Source organism: Flavobacterium sp. LM5, from assembly GCF_002017945.1.
GTDB lineage: Bacteria > Bacteroidota > Bacteroidia > Flavobacteriales > Flavobacteriaceae > Flavobacterium > Flavobacterium succinicans.
On sequence record NZ_MUFX01000001.1, the window covers coordinates 609,216 to 628,515 of the forward strand.

Consider the following 19,300-nt stretch of genomic DNA (forward strand, 5'->3'; position numbering starts at 1 on the left):
CACATCCCCATTGCTATGAAAAAATATGCTTCTTTACTTTCAGTTTTTGTCCTTTTGCTCGTGTTGGCAGCAGGCTATTTTTTACAAATGCCGCAAACCATCGACTATGAGGACCAAAATCTAGCCAATTTTTCGACCAAGCGAGCTTTTAAAACCGTTGAGAATCTTACGAAAGAACCTCATTATGTGGGGTCTGCCAACCACGATGTTGTGGCGATGCAGCTAGTTCGTGAGCTAAATTTGATGGGGATTACGACTCAGGTGCAAGAGGGCTACACCATGAGCGATTGGGGAAATCTGGTACAGTCTAAAAATATTATTGGGCGCATCAAGGGAACGAATTCTAAAAAAGCGTTGTTGCTGCTGTCGCATTACGATAGTGCGCCGCATTCTTTTTCGCACGGAGCAAGTGATGATGCTTCGGGTGTAGCTACGATTATTGAAGGGGTTCGTGCTTTTTTGCATACTAAGAAAACGCATAAAAATGATATCATTATTGTTTTTTCGGATGCTGAAGAATTGGGACTAAACGGTGCTGCTTTGTTCGTTACCCAACATCCTTGGGCAAAAGAAGTAGGCTTGGCGCTCAATTTTGAAGCGCGTGGCTCTTCGGGACCGAGTTATATGTTGATGGAAACCAACAAGGGGAATGCAGGTTTGGTGAACGAGTTTTCAAAAGCTGGGGTGACCTATCCTGTTTCGAATTCGTTGATGTACAGTATTTACAAAATGTTGCCTAATGATACGGACTTGACCGTTTTTAGAGAAAAAGGAAACATTCAGGGATTGAATTTTGCGTTTATCGACGACCATTATAATTACCACACCCAGCAGGATGACGCTCAGCATTTGGCTAAAAACACTTTGGCGCATCAAGGTCGTTACTTAATGCCTTTGCTAACGTATTTTTCGAATGCTAATTTGGATGCCGTAAAAGCTACCGAAGATGAGGTGTATTTTACGATTCCGTTTACGTTTATCAGTTATCCTTTTTCTTGGGTACTGCCTATGACAATTATTGCGGGAGTGTTTTTTGTGTTTTTCTTGTTCATTGGCAAAGCCAAACGTATTTTTACTTTCAGAGAATTGTTCAAAGGATTGATTCCGTTTTTGGGTGCTTTGGGGATTGCGGGTGGATTGACTTATTTTGGTTGGAAAGGATTGCTTTGGGCGTATCCTCAATACAACGATTTGCTCAACGGATTTACCTACAATGGTCACGATTATATAGCGGCTTTCGTACTCTTGAGTTTGTCGATTTGTTTCTTGATGTACCATTGGCTATCGGCCAAAAAAGTGACAATGAACCATTATGTGATGGTGCTTCTAGTTTGGATGGTCATTAATGGATTTATCGCCAACTCGCTAACGGGTGCTGGATTTTTGATAATTCCAGTTTATTTTGGTTTGATTGCTTTTGGGGCGTTTGTCCTAACGCAACGTTCGAATTGGGTACTGAATTTAATTTGTGGAATTCCAGCAGTTTTACTTTTGGCGCCGTTCATTCAAATGTTCCCAGTTGGGTTAGGATTGAAGATTCTTTTTGGAAGTGCAATTTTGACCGTTCTTACTTTTGGATTGTTGTTGCCTGTTTTTGGCGCATTTTTACATAAAGGGAAATGGGCTTTGGGATTGTTTGTGTTATCGTTGTTGTTTTTTGCCAAAGGTCATTATAATTCGGATTATGAAGCAGGAAAAGCAAAATCCAATAGTTTGGTGTACTTGTACAATGCAGATACCAACCAAGCGTTTTGGGCGACGTATGATGTGAACCTAGACGATTGGACAAAAACCTACTTAGGAGCCAACCCTAAGAGCGCTAAGCCACTTAACGATATGCCTTTGTTTAGCAAATACAATTCTGGATTTACTTATGCCGCAACAACGGATGTAGTGGGTGTAAAGAAACCTTTAGTTGTATTTACAAAAGATAGTCTTGCAGGTAATTTGCGACACATTCAAATTAAAATTATACCCAATCGAAAAGTCAACCGCTATGATGTTTTTGCCAATGAGGCGATGACTTTTTATAATTTTAGAGCCAATGGTGCGAGAAATCTAGGCGATACCAGTTCAATGTTAGAACGAAAAGGCAAGAAATTAGTGAGTTATTACGTGGTCAACAATGCGCCTTTGGTGTTGGATTTTAGTATTAATGCTTCGGCGGTAATTGATATGGAATTATTAGAATCTTCTTTTGATTTACTACAAAATCCACTTTTTAAAATTCAACCAAGAGATAATTGGATGATGCCTACACCTTTTGTCTTGAATGATGCGGTAGTCATTCGTAAAAAAATTAAAAAAGGCCAACAAAGTATTCCCAAAGAGCTTGTAGTTCCTACTGCTGTTGATTCTTTGGCTACGGCAAAAGATAGTTTACTAGTGCCCAAAAGATAAAATTCTAACCTAAAATTTTGAATAACACCCTATTTCATTTTTGGAATAGGGTGTTTTTGTTTGCTAATTCTAGTAAATTATTTTGTTTTTAATCAATTGAAATTCAGTTTTTTAGTACCTTTAAAATCGCTTAGCTTAAAAAAAGAGTATTATTTCAAAAAGTAAATTTTTTTTTATCTGATGGTTGCCTTTTAAGATCAAATAGTTCGGTGTTGAATTTTTCTTAGTTTTTAACCAAAAAAATAAGAATTAAGTTATAAAAAAATAATTAGTAATATTATTTTTAATATTTTAGCAATGTATTATTTAATAAGATTAATATGAAAAAAGCAACAGTATTACTCTTTAGTTTTTTGTTAATGAATACTCTTTCTGCGCAAAATGAAACAGAAGAATTAGCCAAAAAATTAGCCAATCCGATAGCTTCTTTAATTTCACTGCCGCTGCAAAACAATATTGATTATGGCATTGGAAATTTGAAAGGTTCACGTTATACGTTGAACATTCAGCCTGTAATTCCAATGAGTCTTTCTAGTGAGTGGAATGTAATTACAAGGGTTATTGTTCCCATGGTGTCTCAATACAATATTTCAGGAATGGGTAATCACGAATCAGGATTGTCCGATGTGGTGGCTAGTGCTTTTTTTTCACCAAAAAACTCCAAAAATGGATTTACGTGGGGCGCTGGTCCTGTTGTCTTGTTGCCCACAGGTAGCAACGATTTTTTGACGGCCAAAAAATTTGGCGTAGGCCCAACGGTTGTGGCACTCAAACAAATGGGCGGTTGGACGTATGGTGCGTTAATTAATCAGATTTGGAGCGTGTCGGGGGATGAAAAGCGACCAGATGTGAATCAAATGTATGTGAATCCCTTTGTTTCTTTTAACTGGAAATCTGGCGCTGGTGTTACGGGGCAATTGGAATGGACCGAGAGTTGGTCAAATAAAACGACCACGCTGTATTTTGAACCTGTTTTCTCTGCAATCACCGCCTTTGGCAAACAAAAAATCAGTTTTGCCGTTGGGCCAAGAATCAATATCTCGGCTCCTGATTATGCTGAAAGTAGATTTGGATTGAGAGCCTCTATGGTATTGTTGTTTCCAAAATAATATAAGATGAATATAAAAAAACTACTTTTCTTATTAGTCGTATTTGTCGGTGTACAATTGGAAGCACAAAATGTAAAAGTGTTAGATTCTATTTCTTTTTATGGAATGATTCGAATGCAATTGGGTGTTTTTGACAATAAAGTACAACTCCAAGAAAACTCACCAAGAATAGGTACTTTCTTGTACAGAAAAATTGATGACCAATGGTCAGTTAATGGAAAGATAGAAATTGGTCTTAACTTTATTGATGGTGTGGATTTCAATAACGATGCCAATTCAAGTTTGGATTTTGTTACCAATCCATTTTCAAGAGCAGAAGTATTAAACTCTCGCTTGGCATATGCCGGTATTGCTTCCAAAAAATGGGGAAGTTTGTCCATAGGAAAACAATGGGGAGTGTATTATGATATTGGTTTCTATACCGATAATTTTTCACTCTTTGGTGGTTCGGCTCATGGAATTTATGCAGGAGGAACCGATGGTGGTTGGAAAGGTACTGGTAGAGCCGACAATTCTATTCAATATCGCAATCGTTGGGGTGGTTTTCAACTCGGTATTCAAACGCAGTTATTTGGTGATACTGAATCTTTTGGAGTTTCTGGGCAATATGATATCAATAAAAACCTAACCATCGGAACCGCGTACAACACCGTTAGAATTCCACCTAAAGTTCAAGATTTTGTGGATGGTATTGCCTCAAATTCAAGTAATTTTTTGGTAGGAATCAAATACAATGATGGCAAATATTATGGAGCAGCTACTTTTTCGGTCAATGATGACGCCATTGCCAAAAAAGACGCGGCAAGTGTCATTGCAGCTCCAACCAATGGTTACGAAGTTTCGTTAGGTTATATTACTAACAAGAGATGGTCTTTTGAAGGAGGTTTCAACATTATTGATTCTAGAGAAGCTACTATATTAAACAACAACAATTATCAATTGATGCATTTTATTTTGGGGACCAATTATTTTATCACCCCAAAAACCAGATTGTATTTAGTCGGGCGTTACAGCCATTCTGATTATGCACAAATTAAGGACAATTATAACGTATTGGCACTAGGGTTCCGATACAATTTCGATTACGGGAAAAATTTTAATTAATTCACTAAATCTTTAACTTATGAAAAAGATTCTTTTAATATGTTTTGCAGCAAGTCTATGGTTAGTTTCTTGCAAAAAAAACGAGACAAGTACTACTGTAACTGACGAAAATGGTGCTACTGTATATTACAACGGCGACATTATTACAATGGAAGGCAATGAACCTACTTATGCCGAAGCGGTTGTGGTTAAGGATGGAAAAATACTATTTGTAGGTAAGGAAGACGAAGCGATGAAACAAGCGGGCGAAGGTCACAATATGGTTGATTTAGAAGGCAAAACCCTGATGCCTGGTTTAATTGATCCGCATTTGCATCCTAATCTTGGGGCAATGATTTTGAATACCAAGTTTGCTACACCTTTTGACTGGAGTTTTCCATGGGGAAATGTAAAAGCCGTGAGAGGACATGAAGCATTCATTGCCAAAGTCAAAGAATATGAAGCGGAATTAAAAGACCCGAAAGAACCCCTTGTGGTTTGGGGATTTATGGAGCCTTTTCATGGCGATATCTCTCGTAAAGAGCTTGACGGAATTTCATCTACTAGACCTATTATGATTTGGCAATATTCAGCACATGTTATGTGGTTAAATACAGCAGGTTTGAAGTATTTGAATATTACCGAGAAAGAAACCAAAGGAAACAGCCAGATTGATTATGCCTCTGGAAAATTTGTGGAAGCAGGATTTTTTAATGTTGTAGTTCCGAAATGGGCTCCTACCATCAGAAATGATGAAGTTATGAAAACCAATATGTTAAAACTTCGTGACCTAGTACACATGGGCGGATTGACTACCATTGGCGATATGGGTACCGGTTCATCAGGAGAACTTGGGGGCGATTTTAAATACATGAAGGATAATTTGGAAAATAATGAAACGCCTTTCCGTATGCAATTTACCCCAGATGTTAATACTTTGAACTTGGTAAATGGCGGTGATTTTGAAAAAACGTTTGCCGATGTAAAAGAATTTGGCCAAAAATCTTCGGCACACATTATAATAGACCATGCTATAAAACTTTATGCCGATGGTGCATTTTTTGGGCAAAATTTTCAAGTTTTAGCTCCAGGATATTTAGACGGACACTCTGGTGAGTGGATCATGACTCCAGAAAATTTAAATAAAGCAATGAAATTTTGGTGGACAAAAGGGTATCCAATTCACATTCACTGTAATGGAAGTATGGGATTAGCCACCATCTTGGATGGATTAGAAAAGTTACAAAAGGAATATCCAAAATTAAAACAACGACTTACTATCGAGCACTTTGGAGAATCAACCCCGGAACAATCAGCAAGAATTGCTAAACTAGGAGCTGTTGTGTCTGCCAATCCGTACTATCTTTATTCTATGGGAGATAAATATGTAGCAAATACTGTTCTTGGACAAGAAAGAGGTTCAGAAATGGTTCGTTTGGGTTCGTTGGTGAAAAACAAGGTAAAGTTTGCTTTACACTCTGATTTTACTATGGCGCCTATTCAACCTCTTTTATTGGCTTGGATAGCGACCAATCGTGTAACTGCCGATGGCTCACTGATGGCTCCACAAGAAAGAGTATCGGCTTACGAGGCGTTAAAAGGTATAACTATCAATGCCGCTGATTTAATGCAATTGGATAAGATAACCGGATCAATTAAAGTGGGTAAAAAAGCGGATTTTGTAATTCTTGCCGAAAATCCATTAAAGATTGACCCAATGAAAATAAAGGATATTAAAATTCTTGAAACGGTCTTTGAAGGTAAATCATTTCCAATTAAAAATCAATAAACAAAATAGTTTGGGCAAATTTGATTTTGTCCAGACTATTCATTTCTAATGCAAAAGGATTAAAAAATATTAATTTTATTCTAAAACAATAACGCATGAAACTAAAATGGATTGCAATTGCAATAGGGGTTTCTATCTTTTTCATTGGGTGTCAGAGTAAAAAAATCGATGATACTAAAACGCCACTAGTGGAAATAAAAACGACCATGATACAGGATACGATTCCCTTCACTATAGCTCAAAATTATTTTGTGAAAAACACTGTAGAAGCTATCGAAAATCCTAAAATTGAAACCGAAGCAGCCTTCAATTCCTATTTTGGCGCGGCGGCAACAATGGGCAACAACGGCAAACCCACAGCGGTCGATTTTACCAAAGAATTTGCCATTGCGATAGTACTTCCGAAAACGGATAATGCCACAACCATCCAGCCCGTTGCTCTTAAAAAAGACGCAAATCATTCGCTAGTTTTTGAATATAAAGTAGTGGTAGGCGATAAGCAATCCTATACGAGCCGTCCATTTTTACTCGTGTTGGTTGATAAAAAAGGGGAGGGTCAGGTACGGTTAAAAAAAGTAAAGTAAAAATAGAAATCTAACATAGGACTTCAAATAGAAGACTGAATACCAATCAAAAAAGTAATTAAATCAAATTTAAAATAATGAAAACCAACTTTAGTTTTATAATGGTTCTTTTATTGTTTTTTTCTGTGGGGCAGGCCCAAGAACTAACCAAAAAAGAAAAAAGAAAAGCCAAAAAAGAAGCACCACCCAAAAAAGGGTCCGTTTATTTCACGCCGCTGCCAGTACTTAGTTCCAATCCTTCGTTTGGATTTATGTATGGTGTGGCTACTTCCACCAGCTGGTATATGGGAGACCCACCAACCACCAATATTTCCTCTTTATTTGCGGGGCTAACGTTAACTTCCAAAGGTCAAACCTTGATAACGGCAAAAGCTACTGCATTCTCGGAAGACAATGATTTTAAATTGGATTTGGATTGGCGGTATTTGAATAGTTCACAGGGTTCTTTTGGTTTGGGCTCTGGTCCTTCTTCCAATAAAATAGCGTCTAACGGGTTTGAGTACGATAACCAAGGGGCTTTTTCAGCACCCATAAATGATGAGCAAATGTTGGAGTTCAAATGGTTTAGAGCCTATCAAACTTTAACCAAAAAAATAGCAAATGGAACCTATGTTGGTATAGGGTATCATCTGGATATTTTAAGTAAGTTTAAAGACAATCTTTTAGATTTATCTGCTACACCTCCAGTAATCACAAGCTTTTATGCCTACAATGAAAAATATGGTTTCTCGAATGATAAAAATACACTTTCTGGAATTTCATTGAATGGTATTTATGATACACGTGACAATATCAATTCGACGTACAAAGGAAGGTATGCACAATTAACCTTTAGAGTGAATCCTACTTTTTTAGGCAGTGATAAAAATTCCACTTCGTTATGGTTGGAATATAGAGATTATTTTGACTTAACGAAAGACCATAGAAATATGCTTGCTATTTGGGCCTATGGAAGTTTTCAAACTTCTGGAAGTCTGCCTTTTATGAATTTACCCGGTATTGGTTACGATCAATACAGCAGTTCAGGCCGAGGCTATACTCAAGGTAGAATAAGAGGGCAAGGATTGTTTTATTCAGAAATTGAGTTTAGAAAAAAATTATTTGGTACTGAAAAAAATCCCGATAAATGGGGAATCGCCATTTTCGGAAACATCACTACAGCAACCAACAAAGATGCGGGTATAAAATTGTTTGATAACATTGACCCAGCAGGTGGCGCAGGCCTCCGATTTATGGTAAATCCAAAATCAAGAACTACACTTTGCTTGGATTATGCCGTTGGAAAATATACCTCGTCTGGCATTTATTTGGGGTTGAATGAATTCTTTTAAAGAAGACCTAGGCGGTATAGTAAACATTTAATTTTAAATAGAAGATAAGGAACCATTTAATGGCATTTGGAAGTGCCCAGAATTAGTAGGAGTTAAATCCTAGTTTTAAATAAGAACAATAAATAATTAGTTTATGAAAAAGTCAATTGTAAGTTTTTTTGCCATAGCGATGCTTTTGCTAGGCTGCAAAAAAGAAGGAAAAAGTGACGCCACACCAGCAGATTCAGGTGCTGCAGTAGTGTATTACAATGGTGATATCATCACTATGGAAGGTAAACAACCTACTTATGCTGAAGCGGTAGTAGTGAAGGACGGCAAAATACTATTTGTAGGTAAGGAAGGCGAAGCCATGAAACAAGCTGGCGAAGGACACACTATGGTGGACTTGAAAGGAAAAACGATGTTACCGGCTTTCTTAGATGCGCATAGTCATTTTATCAATGTAGGTTTTACCGCAGCAGTGGCCAATATTTTGCCACCACCTGATGGTCCTGGTGCGGATTTTAATTCTATTGTTAATACTTTGAACGAGTATAAAAACACCGCAGATGGTACAACAATGATTAAAAAATTCGGCTGGATTTTAGGTAACGGCTACGATGATTCTCAGTTGAAAGAAGGCGATCATCCAAAAGCTACTGATTTGGATAAAGTCAGTACGACCCAACCAGTTTTAATTATTCATCAATCAGGACATTTAGGGGTGCTGAACTCCTTTGCGATGAAAATGCTGGGCATCAACAAGAGCAGCAAAGATCCCGCCGGTGGAAAATATCGTAGAGCTGCCGATGGTACACCCAATGGCGTACTAGAAGAAGGGGCCTTCTTTTCTGTTCTATTCCCAATTTTAGGGAAAGGAGATGCAGAAGCCAATACTATGTTTATTGATAAAGCCTTGTTGGAGTATGCTAAAAATGGTTATTTGACAGCGCAAGAAGGTAGAGCTACGCTTGAGCAAGTGGCACAGTTAGAGGCTGGTGCAAAAAGCAAGCAATTTTATTTGGATATAGTATCTTATCCTGATGTGGCTTTGGGTGTTGAAGAAATTATGAAAAGCCCGTATTACAGCACCGCTCATCAATATCAAAACAAGTACCGAATTGGTGGTGTAAAATTAACGTTAGACGGTTCGCCACAAGGTAAAACGGCTTGGCTTTCGCATCCTTACCATGTTCCGCCAGCAGGTGAAAAAGCAAGCTATAAAGGACAAGGCGTAATGACCGATCAACAGGCTAATGATTATGTAGCACTTGCTTTTAAAAATAAATGGCAACTGTTGTGTCATACCAATGGTGATGCATCGATTGATCAATATTTAAAAGCGATTGATGCAGCTGAAAAAAAATACAATTATGCCGATCACAGAACGGTACTAATTCACGGTCAAACTTTGCGTAAAGATCAAATTCCGGCATTGGTTCGCCAAAAAGTAATCCCATCCTTATTCCCAATGCACACTTTTTATTGGGGAGATTGGCACGCCGAATCGGTGTTAGGACACCCAAGAGCCGATTATATTTCGCCAATGAGAGATGCTATTGATGCAGGACTTGTCACTACTTCGCATCACGATGCACCGGTAACCTTCCCGAATTCCATGAGAGTGTTAGATGCAACGGTAAACCGTGTAACTAGAACCGGGAAAATTTTAGGACCAGACCAAAGAGTTACTCCGTATGAAGGGTTAAAAACCTTGACAGAATGGGCTGCTATTCAATATTTTGAAGAAAAAACAAAAGGAACCTTAACGGCAGGAAAATTGGCGGATTTTGTGATATTGGATAAAAATCCATTGAAAATAAAATCATTGGACATAAATAAAATTCAAATATTGGAATCCATTAAAGAGGGAAAAACAGTATTTAAAAAGGAATAAATTTTAGTGCTATGTAATCGCCATTTACCAAAGGTTTGTACTAGTCATCCCGATGATTAGATGGCGATTTCATTGCTGATGCATAACAAGTATATTTTACACCTATGAAAAAACGCTATTTTGTATCCATCTTATTTTTAGTCCTGATTGCCACAGCTTGCAACACGGCTAAATCCAAAACAGGCAAGGCAACTACTGCCGAAAAATCAGAACCTATGAAAGCAAATGCAATTGATGGTACTTGGGAATCCAATTATGTTATGAATAGTCCCAAAGCTTTTGATGAGTTGTATCCGAAGACAAAGCCAACAATAACCATTAACAGCGGTCAAAATCAGATTAGCGGTGCTACGGGATGCAACAACTTCCGCGGCAAATGTTCGATTGATGGCAATAGGTTGCAAATTGACGAGGCGCTTGCATTGACGCGAAAAATGTGTCCGGATATGGTGGGGGAACAAACCTTTTTGGCAACTTTAAAAAAAGTAAACAGTTATTCTTTGACCGATGAAGGAACAACATTGAACCTGATTATGGGCGATATAGCTGTAATGCGTTTAACCAAAAAATAGACTCAAATGAAAAACAAAATCAAACTCTTGGCTTTACTGTTTGCAGTAACAATTTCCTTAAGTTCTTTTTCCCAATCGAGTAATGATGGAAACTGGATTAAAATTGCCGAAAAATTAGTCGCGTTCAAATCCGACAAAGATGTGATTACGCCTACTGGAAATGAAAGAAAGGTAGACAAAATAAAAATTAAGTGCGTTCAAGGAACTTTAAAACTCAAGAAAGTACGAGTAGAAATGTCTGACGGCGAAAAGAAAGAATACGATGCCAAAGGAGTAGGAGTGCTTTCAAAAGGAATGTCTTCGTTGCCTTTTAATTTGCCAGGAAAGAATAATACCCTTAAAAAAATTGAATTGGAATACGATTCTGTCGGAGTTATGATGGTGACCAAAAGAGCCAAAGTAGAAATAATGGGGCACGTGATAAAATAATGCTCTAGTTATTTGTGAAAAATAAAATGCAACACGCTACCCCAACGGGTGAGTAGTTCATTCTCTTGATGAATTAAAAATAGTTTGGTACTTTTTAAAAAGCTCAAAGACATTCTAGTCTATTTATTGGAATGGGGTGTTTTTGAGTTTTAATTTTTTAATCAAAAATAACGATGAGAAAAGTAATTTTAATAGCGCATTTCCTTTTTCTTTCTTGTTTTATGGCTTGGTCTCAACCTCAGGATCATTCTAGCCATGAACAACCTTCGGCAAAAGGGAGTCATAGACTTACCCTTGGGCTAGGGCATACACATGTCTCTGAAGGGAAGATTGATGGTAGAACCAAGTGGTTGGCCTTAGCTTCTTGGAGTTTTAATTATGACTATTGGATCGCCAATAAATGGGCCATTGGTTTACAAAATGATTTGGTTTTGGAATCGTTTAAAATTGAACATGGAGACCAAGAAATTTTAGAAAGAAGTTATCCTCTCGCAGTGGTACCCGTAGCGATATATAAACCCGGAAAACGTCTCTCGTTAATTGGAGGAGTAGGAGGCGAATTTGCAAATGAAAAAAATTTAGTGTTGACAAGATTAGGAATCGAATACGGTTGGCACTTACCCGGCAATTGGGAAGTAGGAGGAACGGCGGTGTGGGATAACAAATGGAATTATTATAATTCTTGGGGTTTAGGATTGACTTTCAGTAAAATTTGGAGAAAGAAGTAAACCCTCTTAAACTTAGCGTCAGCCGCAAGTATATGAAGTTTTTTTTGTTCATTTGTGAGGCAAAATAACGTATCATAATGACACAAATTAGTATTCTTGGTTGCGGTTGGCTCGGTTTGCCTTTGGCGAAAGCCTTACTAAACAATGGGTTTTCGGTAAAAGGTTCGACAACCTCTGCTTCAAAACTAGGCGATTTAGAAACGCTAGGCGTGCTTCCGTTTTTGATGGCATTGCAACCTAATGCCATTGATGGAGATATCACTTTATTTCTAAAGGGAAGTGAAACATTGATTATAGATATTCCACCCAAATTGAGAAGCAACAATAGCGAGGATTTTGCGGGGAAAATACAAACCTTGATTCCTTATATCGAACAGTCCGATGTCAAAAAAGTACTGTTTGTAAGTTCTACTTCGGTCTACGGTGAAGATAATGATTTGGTTACTGAAGAGACACCTTTGAATCCCGATAACGAAGGCGGACGTCAATTGGTCATCGTCGAAGACTTGTTGCAAAAGAATCCTCATTTTCAAACGACCATCCTTCGTTTTGGTGGACTCGTAGGACCCGACCGCAATCCGGTTCGGTTTTTGGCAGGCAAAGAAAATTTACCTAATGCCAAAGCACCCATTAATTTCATTCACCAAACGGATTGTATCGGAATCATTCAAAAAATTATAGCATTGGATTGTTGGAACGAAACCTTCAATGCCGTGTCGCCGTATCATCCCACTCGCGAAAGCTATTATCAACAAAAAGCTCGCGAATGGCAGTTGGTAGCACCGACCTTTGACCCAACTTCTTCGGGAACCGGAAAAAGGATTAGTAGTGATAAACTACAAACGATTTTAAAGTATACTTTTGTAGAAACTCCATAAACTTTTGAGAACAAAAATTAAAAATGCAGTAACAGCTCCACTTACTACCTTGGGATTGCCTATGTTGGCCTTAGCTTGGGTGAGTATCGCTTGGGGCACGACTTGGTTAGCCTCCAAAGAAGGCGTAAAACATATGCCAGCGCTTCAGTTGGCCGCCATCCGTCAGTTTTTGGGTGGTGTTTTGTATGTAGGCTTCTTTTTAGTAAAAAAAACACCTTGGCCCAAAGGCAAACAATGGAAATCCATCTTGATTTTGAGTATGCTTAATTTTGCGCTAAGCAACGGATTGAGTACTTGGGGTGTGAAATTCATTCCGAGTGGTTTGGGTGCGATTATTGGCGCAATGGTACCCATTTGGATTGCGATGATTAGCTTTTTCAATGGAGAACGCATCACCCGATTGGCTGTTTTTGGAATTGTCATTGCCTTTGCGGGAGTATGCGTTATTTTCTATGAACATTTGGCCGATTTCATCCGACCCGATTTTCAATTTGGAATTGTACTTTCCGTGGCAGCCACCATTACTTGGGCTTTTGGTACCTTGTACACCAAGAAAAAAGCCGCGAGTTTTAATCCCTATTTTAGTTTAGGATTACAAATGTTGATTTCTAGCGTATGTCTTTTTGCTTTCACTGGAGCTACTGGCACGAATATTCCGCTAACGCAAATTCCTGCCGCCTCTTGGTGGGCCATTGCCTATTTGGTAGGAATTGGTTCGGTGTTGACCTTCATTGCGTTCATTTATGCCTTGCAACATTTACCTACCGAATTGAGTAGTGTCTATGCCTATATCAATCCTATTGTTGCGGTGCTTTTAGGGGCTTTTTTGTTTGACGAAATTCTCACCGCGGCCATCATTATTGGCGGAACGGTTACTTTAACGGGCTTGTATATTATCAATTTTGCTATGCAACGCCATCGAAAACGAATACTAATCCAAAACTAAAATAATATGAAGTTCAATGCATTTATTTTAATTCCGACGTTTCTAGGCTTGACTTTGGTGCAAGCACAGCAAAAAAATACGGGTATTTTGCCTAACGAAAATTTGATTACCGAGAACATTGCTGCCATTCCCAAAGAGTTGGCCGTTCAGGTAAAAAAATACTCCGAGGCTCGTGGTGCTTCTCTGGCAGAAATTCATCCTGTAAAAAACGATATTATCATTACGACCCGTTTTGGTTCTACAGCACAATTGCATCGTGTGGTGCAACCTTTAGGCGCGAGAACGCAAATCACTTTTTTCGACGAACCCGTTAGTGGCGTGAGCTACGAACCTACCAAAGGCGAGTATTTGATTTATTCCAAAGACGTGGGCGGTAATGAGTTTGGGCAATTGTACCAATTAGACCTCAAAACCCTGCAATCGACTTTATTGACCGATGGTGGGCGTTCACAAAACGGAGGCATTACTTGGAGAGCCGATGGAAAAGGGTTTTATTTCTCCTCAACCAAGCGCAACGGTGGAGACCGTGATATTTATTATATGGACCCCAAAAATCCTTCAGCAGCCAAAATGGTGCTGGAAGTAAAAGGAGGCGGTTGGGGTATTTTGGATATTTCTAAAGACAATTCACAACTGTTGATTGGCGAATACATTTCGGCTAATGAATCTCATGTTTGGTCCTTGGATATCACTTCTGGCAAATTATCCGAAGTAACCGACAGAGCCAGCAAAGGCGTGATTCAAAGTGGTGCCAAACTTGGAAATTCGACCAACGAAATTTGGTTTTTGACCGATAAAGACAACGAATTTGAGCGTTTGGCTATTCTGGATGTAAAGACCAAAAAAGTAAATTATTTGACCTCCAAAATCAATTGGAATGTAGAAAATTTTTCTTTTTCGGAAGACAAAAAACAACTGGTGTTTATCACCAACGAAGCGGGTCGCAACAAAATGTATTTGATGAATACCAAAGATCAATCCTATAGCGAAGTCAAAAATATTCCAACCGGATTGATTGGCGGAGCGGAGTTTACTAAGGATAACCAAAGTTTGTTTTTCACCCAATCGACAGCACAAACGGCTTCGGATGTGCACCGCCTTTCGCTAAAAAATGGCAAAATCGAGCAATGGACGGCAAGCGAATTGGGCGAAATGCAAGCGTCTGATATGGCATTGCCAAAGTTTATCGAATGGAAAAGTTTTGATGGCTTGGGTATCTCAGGATTTTATTATCCAGCGGCTTCAAAATTCACAGGAAAAAGACCCGTGCTGATTCAGATTCACGGTGGGCCAGAGGCACAATCGCAGGCGTCTTTCTTGGGCGCAAGTAATTTTTACACCAACGAAATGGGCGTGGCGATGATTTTCCCGAACGTGCGAGGTTCTGCGGGTTTTGGTAAAACCTATTTGGCCAAAGACAACGGAATGTTACGCGAGGATTCTGTAAAAGACATCGGAGCGCTATTGGATTGGATTGCCCAACAACCCGAACTCGACAAAGACCGAATTATGATTATGGGCGGAAGTTATGGTGGTTATATGACTTTGGCCACGGCCTTTCATTATGCCGACAAAATCCGATGCTCGGTAGATATTGTGGGGATTTCCAACTTCAATACCTTCCTAAAAAATACCGAGGAATACCGTCGTGACCTCCGAAGAGTAGAATATGGCGATGAACGCATCCCAGAAATGGCCGCTTTTTTTGATAAAATGGCGCCTTTAAACAATACCGATAAAATCAAAAAACCGTTATTCATTATTCAAGGCACCAACGACCCTCGCGTTCCCGTGACCGAAGCCCTTCAAATGCGCGACAAACTCAAAGCACAAGGCAATACGGTTTGGTACCTCGAGGCCAAAGACGAAGGCCACGGCTTCAAGAAAAAAGCCAACGTCGATTACCAACGACTGGCCGTCATCCGATTTATGCAAGAGTATCTTTTAAAATAATTCCACAAAACCCATTCCTTGCGAGTGGGTTTTTTGTTAGGAGAAGGTGGCACTAAAAAGCAGTATCGTGTTGAGGATCACCCGTGACCAGCTTACCACACGAGTCGTCCCGCTGTACGTTGCAATCTCTTGTGCCAAACCCTGGCACAAGAGGATTTTCACTACCATCGGGGCTAGGCGAGAACGTTTGGTTTTTCATTAGCCAAGCAATGCAAATACAAAACTTCTTTTTTAAATGATTTTCCAGTTGTTTTCCTGCAAGGTTTTCAAAACCTTGTAGGTTTTCTTGGGAACGCCTAATGCCAGATTAATCGATTGTAATCAATGCTTATTCGAATTCAAATAATCATAGCCAATTTATTACATCTCAACTTGTAACGAAATGGTAATTTGACACTCAAACAGAGTAACTAAATTTTAAACATAAAAAGATGCTTTTAACAACCACAAATTCAGTAGAAGATTATAAAATTATGGAGTACAAGGGTATTGTCTCAGGAACTGCCGTAAATGTCCAAAAAATGACTATGACTTTTAATATGCAAAAATATTACACAGGAATAAGTGAAAGCATTTCCGAAGTTAAAGCACAAGCTTTCGAGCAATTGAAGCAAAATGCTGAAAAAATAAATGCCAATGCAGTGGTAGGAATACAAGTTGACATTGAAATAAAAAGTAGTGAATATTTAATTGCTGCTACTGTAACTGGAACTGCGGTTAGTATTGTTAAGCGGTAAATGATTTGATTCCCTTTGGTGTTAGCTTAAGTTTTGCCTAGTGGGTAATCATTACCATTTTTCTATTATTTGTCTATTTCATTACAGGTAGTGAAATTTAAAATTCTTATGTTTACTTTTTGGTTTAAAATACTACGTTGTACAATCAAATCAATTTTTGAGGTAGTAAGCCAATCAATTTTAAGAAGACAAGATGGAAAACAAATCTGTAACAGCAGCATTAGTGTCGCTTTGTGAAAATTCAACACCAATAATTCAAATGGTTAAGGCTGATTTATTTCCTCATCCTCAATCTCGCTTAGACACCATCGAAATGAAGCAACATCCAATCATGGATGACAGCATTCCGTTTAGAGATGTTTCAAATGTTGCCAGCAAAAAGGAAAGTATTTCCCTAATTATAGATAAACTAGATGTAGCCAGCAATGCACGGTATCAAAGAACAGTAGAAGATACCTATTGTAATGTGTACACCTATGACTTTTGCTATTTTAGTAAAGTATACCTCCCAACGGTTTGGTGGACAGATGAAGCTTTAGAAAAAATAAAACAAGGACAGGAAGTAGAAGCTGTTTTTGAAAAAACGGTAGAGCGAATTTACTCCAGCGCCATTCACGATTGGTTTTCGCAATGGGGATCCCATTTTGGATGGGAAAAAATGGATTCCGTAGATGCACTTCAAAACAAAGTCAATGCTAACGGTGGTGTTGGGATCATTTGTGCCAAAAGAAAACAAAAAGGACTATCAGGACATATCGTTCCGGTGGTGCCCGAAACAACTTCCCACAAAGCATACCGTGAAAATGGCAAAGTGCTATATCCATTGCAATCGCAAGCAGGAAAGTTAAATTACAACTATTTTTCTTTAATCAGAAAAGACTGGTGGAATGATGCGTTATATTCCTCGTATGTGCTTTACTATCACGAGTAAACATGAAAATTGCTTGTTTTTGTATAAAAACTTAAAAAATTTATGATTACCAAGGGGGTGACCCCTATGAAATGACAAAACAATAGGCTAGTTTTGCAGCTTGGGAAAAGTAACGTTTTCAAAACGCGTCATTGGGTAATTTGTTCTTTTAAATTGTTGTTATAAAGGAAGTTATTGTAATTTATTTTTTACATTGTCCTCTTCGGTAACTTCTTTTTTTTTCATTTAAAATGCAACTCCAAAACACTTTTTTATAGACAAAAAACTAAATCTCAAAAAGTTAAAGTAATCATAAAAATAGAAGTAGCATTAATGAACAACAACCAGGCCGGAAAATTTTATTGGGGAATAGGATTAGAAAACGAAACATACCTGCAATTTGAAGAATCCTTAATCGTATCTGGTGCATTTATTCAGGAAAAAATTGGTTTTGAAAAATACAGTATTGATTACAGAAAATGCTATAAACCTGAAAGTTTAGCCCCAATTTTAAAAAAAGCGTTTGGTTCGAATAAAAACTATGTGGTCAGCCGAATGATCAATAGTCATTCGCTAGAAAAACTAGATGTAAATTACCAACACAAAACGCTAGCCGCAGACAAACCAAATCTTGTTGCCACAGAAGTTGGTGCATTGCAGCCTCAGCCGATCGAAAATCCAGAATATCTTGGTCAATCCATCATGGAACTTTTTCTTGAAGATCAACCTTACAACATTCAAAGTATGATCACCCAACGAAACAAAACAATGGGATCCGTACATTTTGATGGAGATTCTATCGAATTTGTAACCAAATATTTTGAAAATAGAACCATTACGGATTCGTGTAAAGAACTGAAAGCGACCAAAAAATTATTCCTCGATAAAATCAATGAATCCAGTGTACTCAAAGGCAAATTAAATTTCCCGGAGTACAACAACGGACTCAATATGTTCATGACCAATCAAGAAAATCTAGTTTTGTTTAATAACGGAACCTACCATTTCCACATTACCTTGCCGTCATTAACAGAACATAGCCGAATTGTCAACTATGAAAAATTTGAGGCAACACACGCCAATGCCATTTATTTGCTACAATGGTTTGAGCCCTTTTTTATAGCCACTCTTGGAAGCCCCGACATTATGGGAGTCATAAGTGACACCTACAATTTGGACCAAAAATTTACCTTGGGCTCTATGCGCAACGCTATGTCTCGCTATATAGGCGTTGGAACGTACAATAAAGCCATGCCCAAAGGCAAAATTCTAACGTACAAAGTAGAAGATTTTAGAAAACTACTACGCTTTGAAAAAGAGGACAACATTTGGTGGCGCGACCAGATTGAAGCCACTATGGAGTATGAATTACTTTCGGAAGTAGGACTCGATTTTAATCAGGAGAAAATGTACCAAAGTGGTTTTGAATTCAGAAGCTTTGATGAGTTTCCTGAAGCGTATTTGAATGATGTGCTTTTTGCTATTATACTAATTTGTGAGCACTCTTTACATCTACCAGATGTTCAGTGGGGACACGATAGCGTGGTTTGGAATAATTTGGTGTTTAAAACCCTAAAAAATGGTTATTTAACTGAAATCAACGAAGCCGAAAAGAACGAAGTGCTAGATTTGTTACAAATTTTAAATCCAACAGCTAGTAATTATACAACACTAAAATCCGAGTTTGAAGCGATCATCAAGCTAGAGGATTTTTTCTTTAAAATCTTGGCCGTTTTACACGATACCTACAAAGACAACAATGTTTGTTTGGATGCTATGTGTGGACAGAAAACAAATTTCCCTCCAAAATGGGACAATTTTAATCAATACCAAGCCGAACAACATTTGCAAAAAATAACGGCTTTCTGTGAGAATTAATGGCAGAAAATGAGCAATAAAGAGATTTAACGTCCCGCAGCAACACGAGGTTTGGAAAAAAGTGTGCCTTAAACTTTCGGTAAAACAATAACCACAG

16 protein-coding genes are annotated in these 19,300 nt (G+C 38.2%); all 16 read left to right on the top strand.

Going from position 1 to position 19,300, the window contains the following annotated elements; genetic code table 11:
• Nucleotides 1-15: 15 nt before the first annotated feature.
• The 16 genes from BXU11_RS02515 to BXU11_RS02590 all read left to right on the top strand — a co-directional run bounded on the left by BXU11_RS02515 (nt 16) and on the right by BXU11_RS02590 (nt 19,203).
• Nucleotides 16-2,400, top strand: a complete 2,385-nt coding sequence (locus tag BXU11_RS02515) for a M28 family peptidase (RefSeq protein ID WP_078210902.1) — start codon at nt 16-18, stop codon at nt 2,398-2,400.
• Nucleotides 2,401-2,720: 320 nt separating this feature from the next.
• Nucleotides 2,721-3,509 (top strand): transporter, encoded by a 789-nt coding sequence (locus tag BXU11_RS02520; RefSeq protein WP_078210903.1) that lies wholly within the window; start codon nt 2,721-2,723, stop codon nt 3,507-3,509.
• Nucleotides 3,510-3,515: 6 nt separating this feature from the next.
• The gene (locus tag BXU11_RS02525; protein WP_078210904.1) at nt 3,516-4,613 is read left to right on the top strand and encodes a porin; all 1,098 of its coding nucleotides are present in this window, start codon (nt 3,516-3,518) and stop codon (nt 4,611-4,613) included.
• 19 nt (nt 4,614-4,632) lie between these two features.
• On the top strand, nt 4,633-6,381 hold the full coding sequence (locus BXU11_RS02530) for an amidohydrolase (RefSeq protein ID WP_078210905.1): 1,749 nt from the start codon (nt 4,633-4,635) through the stop codon (nt 6,379-6,381).
• A 95-nt stretch (nt 6,382-6,476) separates the two neighbouring features.
• On the top strand, nt 6,477-6,965 hold the full coding sequence (locus tag BXU11_RS02535) for a hypothetical protein (protein WP_078210906.1): 489 nt from the start codon (nt 6,477-6,479) through the stop codon (nt 6,963-6,965).
• 77 nt (nt 6,966-7,042) lie between these two features.
• Complete coding sequence (locus BXU11_RS02540; RefSeq protein WP_223253652.1) at nt 7,043-8,296, top strand: hypothetical protein; 1,254 nt, start codon at nt 7,043-7,045, stop codon at nt 8,294-8,296.
• A gap of 133 nt (nt 8,297-8,429) precedes the next feature.
• The gene (locus BXU11_RS02545) at nt 8,430-10,172 is read left to right on the top strand and encodes an amidohydrolase (protein ID WP_078210907.1); all 1,743 of its coding nucleotides are present in this window, start codon (nt 8,430-8,432) and stop codon (nt 10,170-10,172) included.
• A 104-nt stretch (nt 10,173-10,276) separates the two neighbouring features.
• The gene (locus BXU11_RS02550; protein WP_078210908.1) at nt 10,277-10,744 is read left to right on the top strand and encodes an META domain-containing protein; all 468 of its coding nucleotides are present in this window, start codon (nt 10,277-10,279) and stop codon (nt 10,742-10,744) included.
• 6 nt (nt 10,745-10,750) lie between these two features.
• A complete protein-coding gene (locus BXU11_RS02555; protein ID WP_078210909.1) occupies nt 10,751-11,173 on the top strand; it encodes a hypothetical protein in 423 nt (140 codons plus the stop codon).
• A 173-nt stretch (nt 11,174-11,346) separates the two neighbouring features.
• The gene (locus BXU11_RS02560; protein ID WP_078210910.1) at nt 11,347-11,901 is read left to right on the top strand and encodes a hypothetical protein; all 555 of its coding nucleotides are present in this window, start codon (nt 11,347-11,349) and stop codon (nt 11,899-11,901) included.
• Nucleotides 11,902-11,978: 77 nt separating this feature from the next.
• Complete coding sequence (locus tag BXU11_RS02565; protein WP_078210911.1) at nt 11,979-12,779, top strand: SDR family oxidoreductase; 801 nt, start codon at nt 11,979-11,981, stop codon at nt 12,777-12,779.
• 4 nt (nt 12,780-12,783) lie between these two features.
• Complete coding sequence (locus BXU11_RS02570) at nt 12,784-13,725, top strand: DMT family transporter (RefSeq protein WP_223253653.1); 942 nt, start codon at nt 12,784-12,786, stop codon at nt 13,723-13,725.
• A gap of 6 nt (nt 13,726-13,731) precedes the next feature.
• On the top strand, nt 13,732-15,678 hold the full coding sequence (locus tag BXU11_RS02575; RefSeq protein WP_189318495.1) for a S9 family peptidase: 1,947 nt from the start codon (nt 13,732-13,734) through the stop codon (nt 15,676-15,678).
• 431 nt (nt 15,679-16,109) lie between these two features.
• A complete protein-coding gene (locus tag BXU11_RS02580; protein ID WP_078210912.1) occupies nt 16,110-16,415 on the top strand; it encodes a heavy metal-binding domain-containing protein in 306 nt (101 codons plus the stop codon).
• Between the two features lie 193 nt (nt 16,416-16,608).
• A complete protein-coding gene (locus BXU11_RS02585; protein WP_078210913.1) occupies nt 16,609-17,346 on the top strand; it encodes a hypothetical protein in 738 nt (245 codons plus the stop codon).
• 312 nt (nt 17,347-17,658) lie between these two features.
• Complete coding sequence (locus tag BXU11_RS02590; RefSeq protein ID WP_078210914.1) at nt 17,659-19,203, top strand: hypothetical protein; 1,545 nt, start codon at nt 17,659-17,661, stop codon at nt 19,201-19,203.
• Nucleotides 19,204-19,300: the final 97 nt, after the last annotated feature.

What these genes read in the sequence shown, in the direction of transcription:
- BXU11_RS02555 (WP_078210909.1), top strand. Translation starts at nt 10,751, where the DNA reads ATGAAAAACAAAATCAAACTCTTGGCTTTACTGTTTGCAGTAACAATT.
- BXU11_RS02560 (WP_078210910.1), top strand. Translation starts at nt 11,347, where the DNA reads ATGAGAAAAGTAATTTTAATAGCGCATTTCCTTTTTCTTTCTTGTTTT.
- BXU11_RS02535 (WP_078210906.1), top strand. Translation starts at nt 6,477, where the DNA reads ATGAAACTAAAATGGATTGCAATTGCAATAGGGGTTTCTATCTTTTTC.
- BXU11_RS02545 (WP_078210907.1), top strand. Translation starts at nt 8,430, where the DNA reads ATGAAAAAGTCAATTGTAAGTTTTTTTGCCATAGCGATGCTTTTGCTA.
- BXU11_RS02530 (WP_078210905.1), top strand. Translation starts at nt 4,633, where the DNA reads ATGAAAAAGATTCTTTTAATATGTTTTGCAGCAAGTCTATGGTTAGTT.
- BXU11_RS02565 (WP_078210911.1), top strand. Translation starts at nt 11,979, where the DNA reads ATGACACAAATTAGTATTCTTGGTTGCGGTTGGCTCGGTTTGCCTTTG.
- BXU11_RS02520 (WP_078210903.1), top strand. Translation starts at nt 2,721, where the DNA reads ATGAAAAAAGCAACAGTATTACTCTTTAGTTTTTTGTTAATGAATACT.
- BXU11_RS02550 (WP_078210908.1), top strand. Translation starts at nt 10,277, where the DNA reads ATGAAAAAACGCTATTTTGTATCCATCTTATTTTTAGTCCTGATTGCC.
- BXU11_RS02575 (WP_189318495.1), top strand. Translation starts at nt 13,732, where the DNA reads ATGAAGTTCAATGCATTTATTTTAATTCCGACGTTTCTAGGCTTGACT.
- BXU11_RS02585 (WP_078210913.1), top strand. Translation starts at nt 16,609, where the DNA reads ATGGAAAACAAATCTGTAACAGCAGCATTAGTGTCGCTTTGTGAAAAT.
- BXU11_RS02540 (WP_223253652.1), top strand. Translation starts at nt 7,043, where the DNA reads ATGAAAACCAACTTTAGTTTTATAATGGTTCTTTTATTGTTTTTTTCT.
- BXU11_RS02515 (WP_078210902.1), top strand. Translation starts at nt 16, where the DNA reads ATGAAAAAATATGCTTCTTTACTTTCAGTTTTTGTCCTTTTGCTCGTG.
- BXU11_RS02525 (WP_078210904.1), top strand. Translation starts at nt 3,516, where the DNA reads ATGAATATAAAAAAACTACTTTTCTTATTAGTCGTATTTGTCGGTGTA.
- BXU11_RS02580 (WP_078210912.1), top strand. Translation starts at nt 16,110, where the DNA reads ATGCTTTTAACAACCACAAATTCAGTAGAAGATTATAAAATTATGGAG.
- BXU11_RS02590 (WP_078210914.1), top strand. Translation starts at nt 17,659, where the DNA reads ATGAACAACAACCAGGCCGGAAAATTTTATTGGGGAATAGGATTAGAA.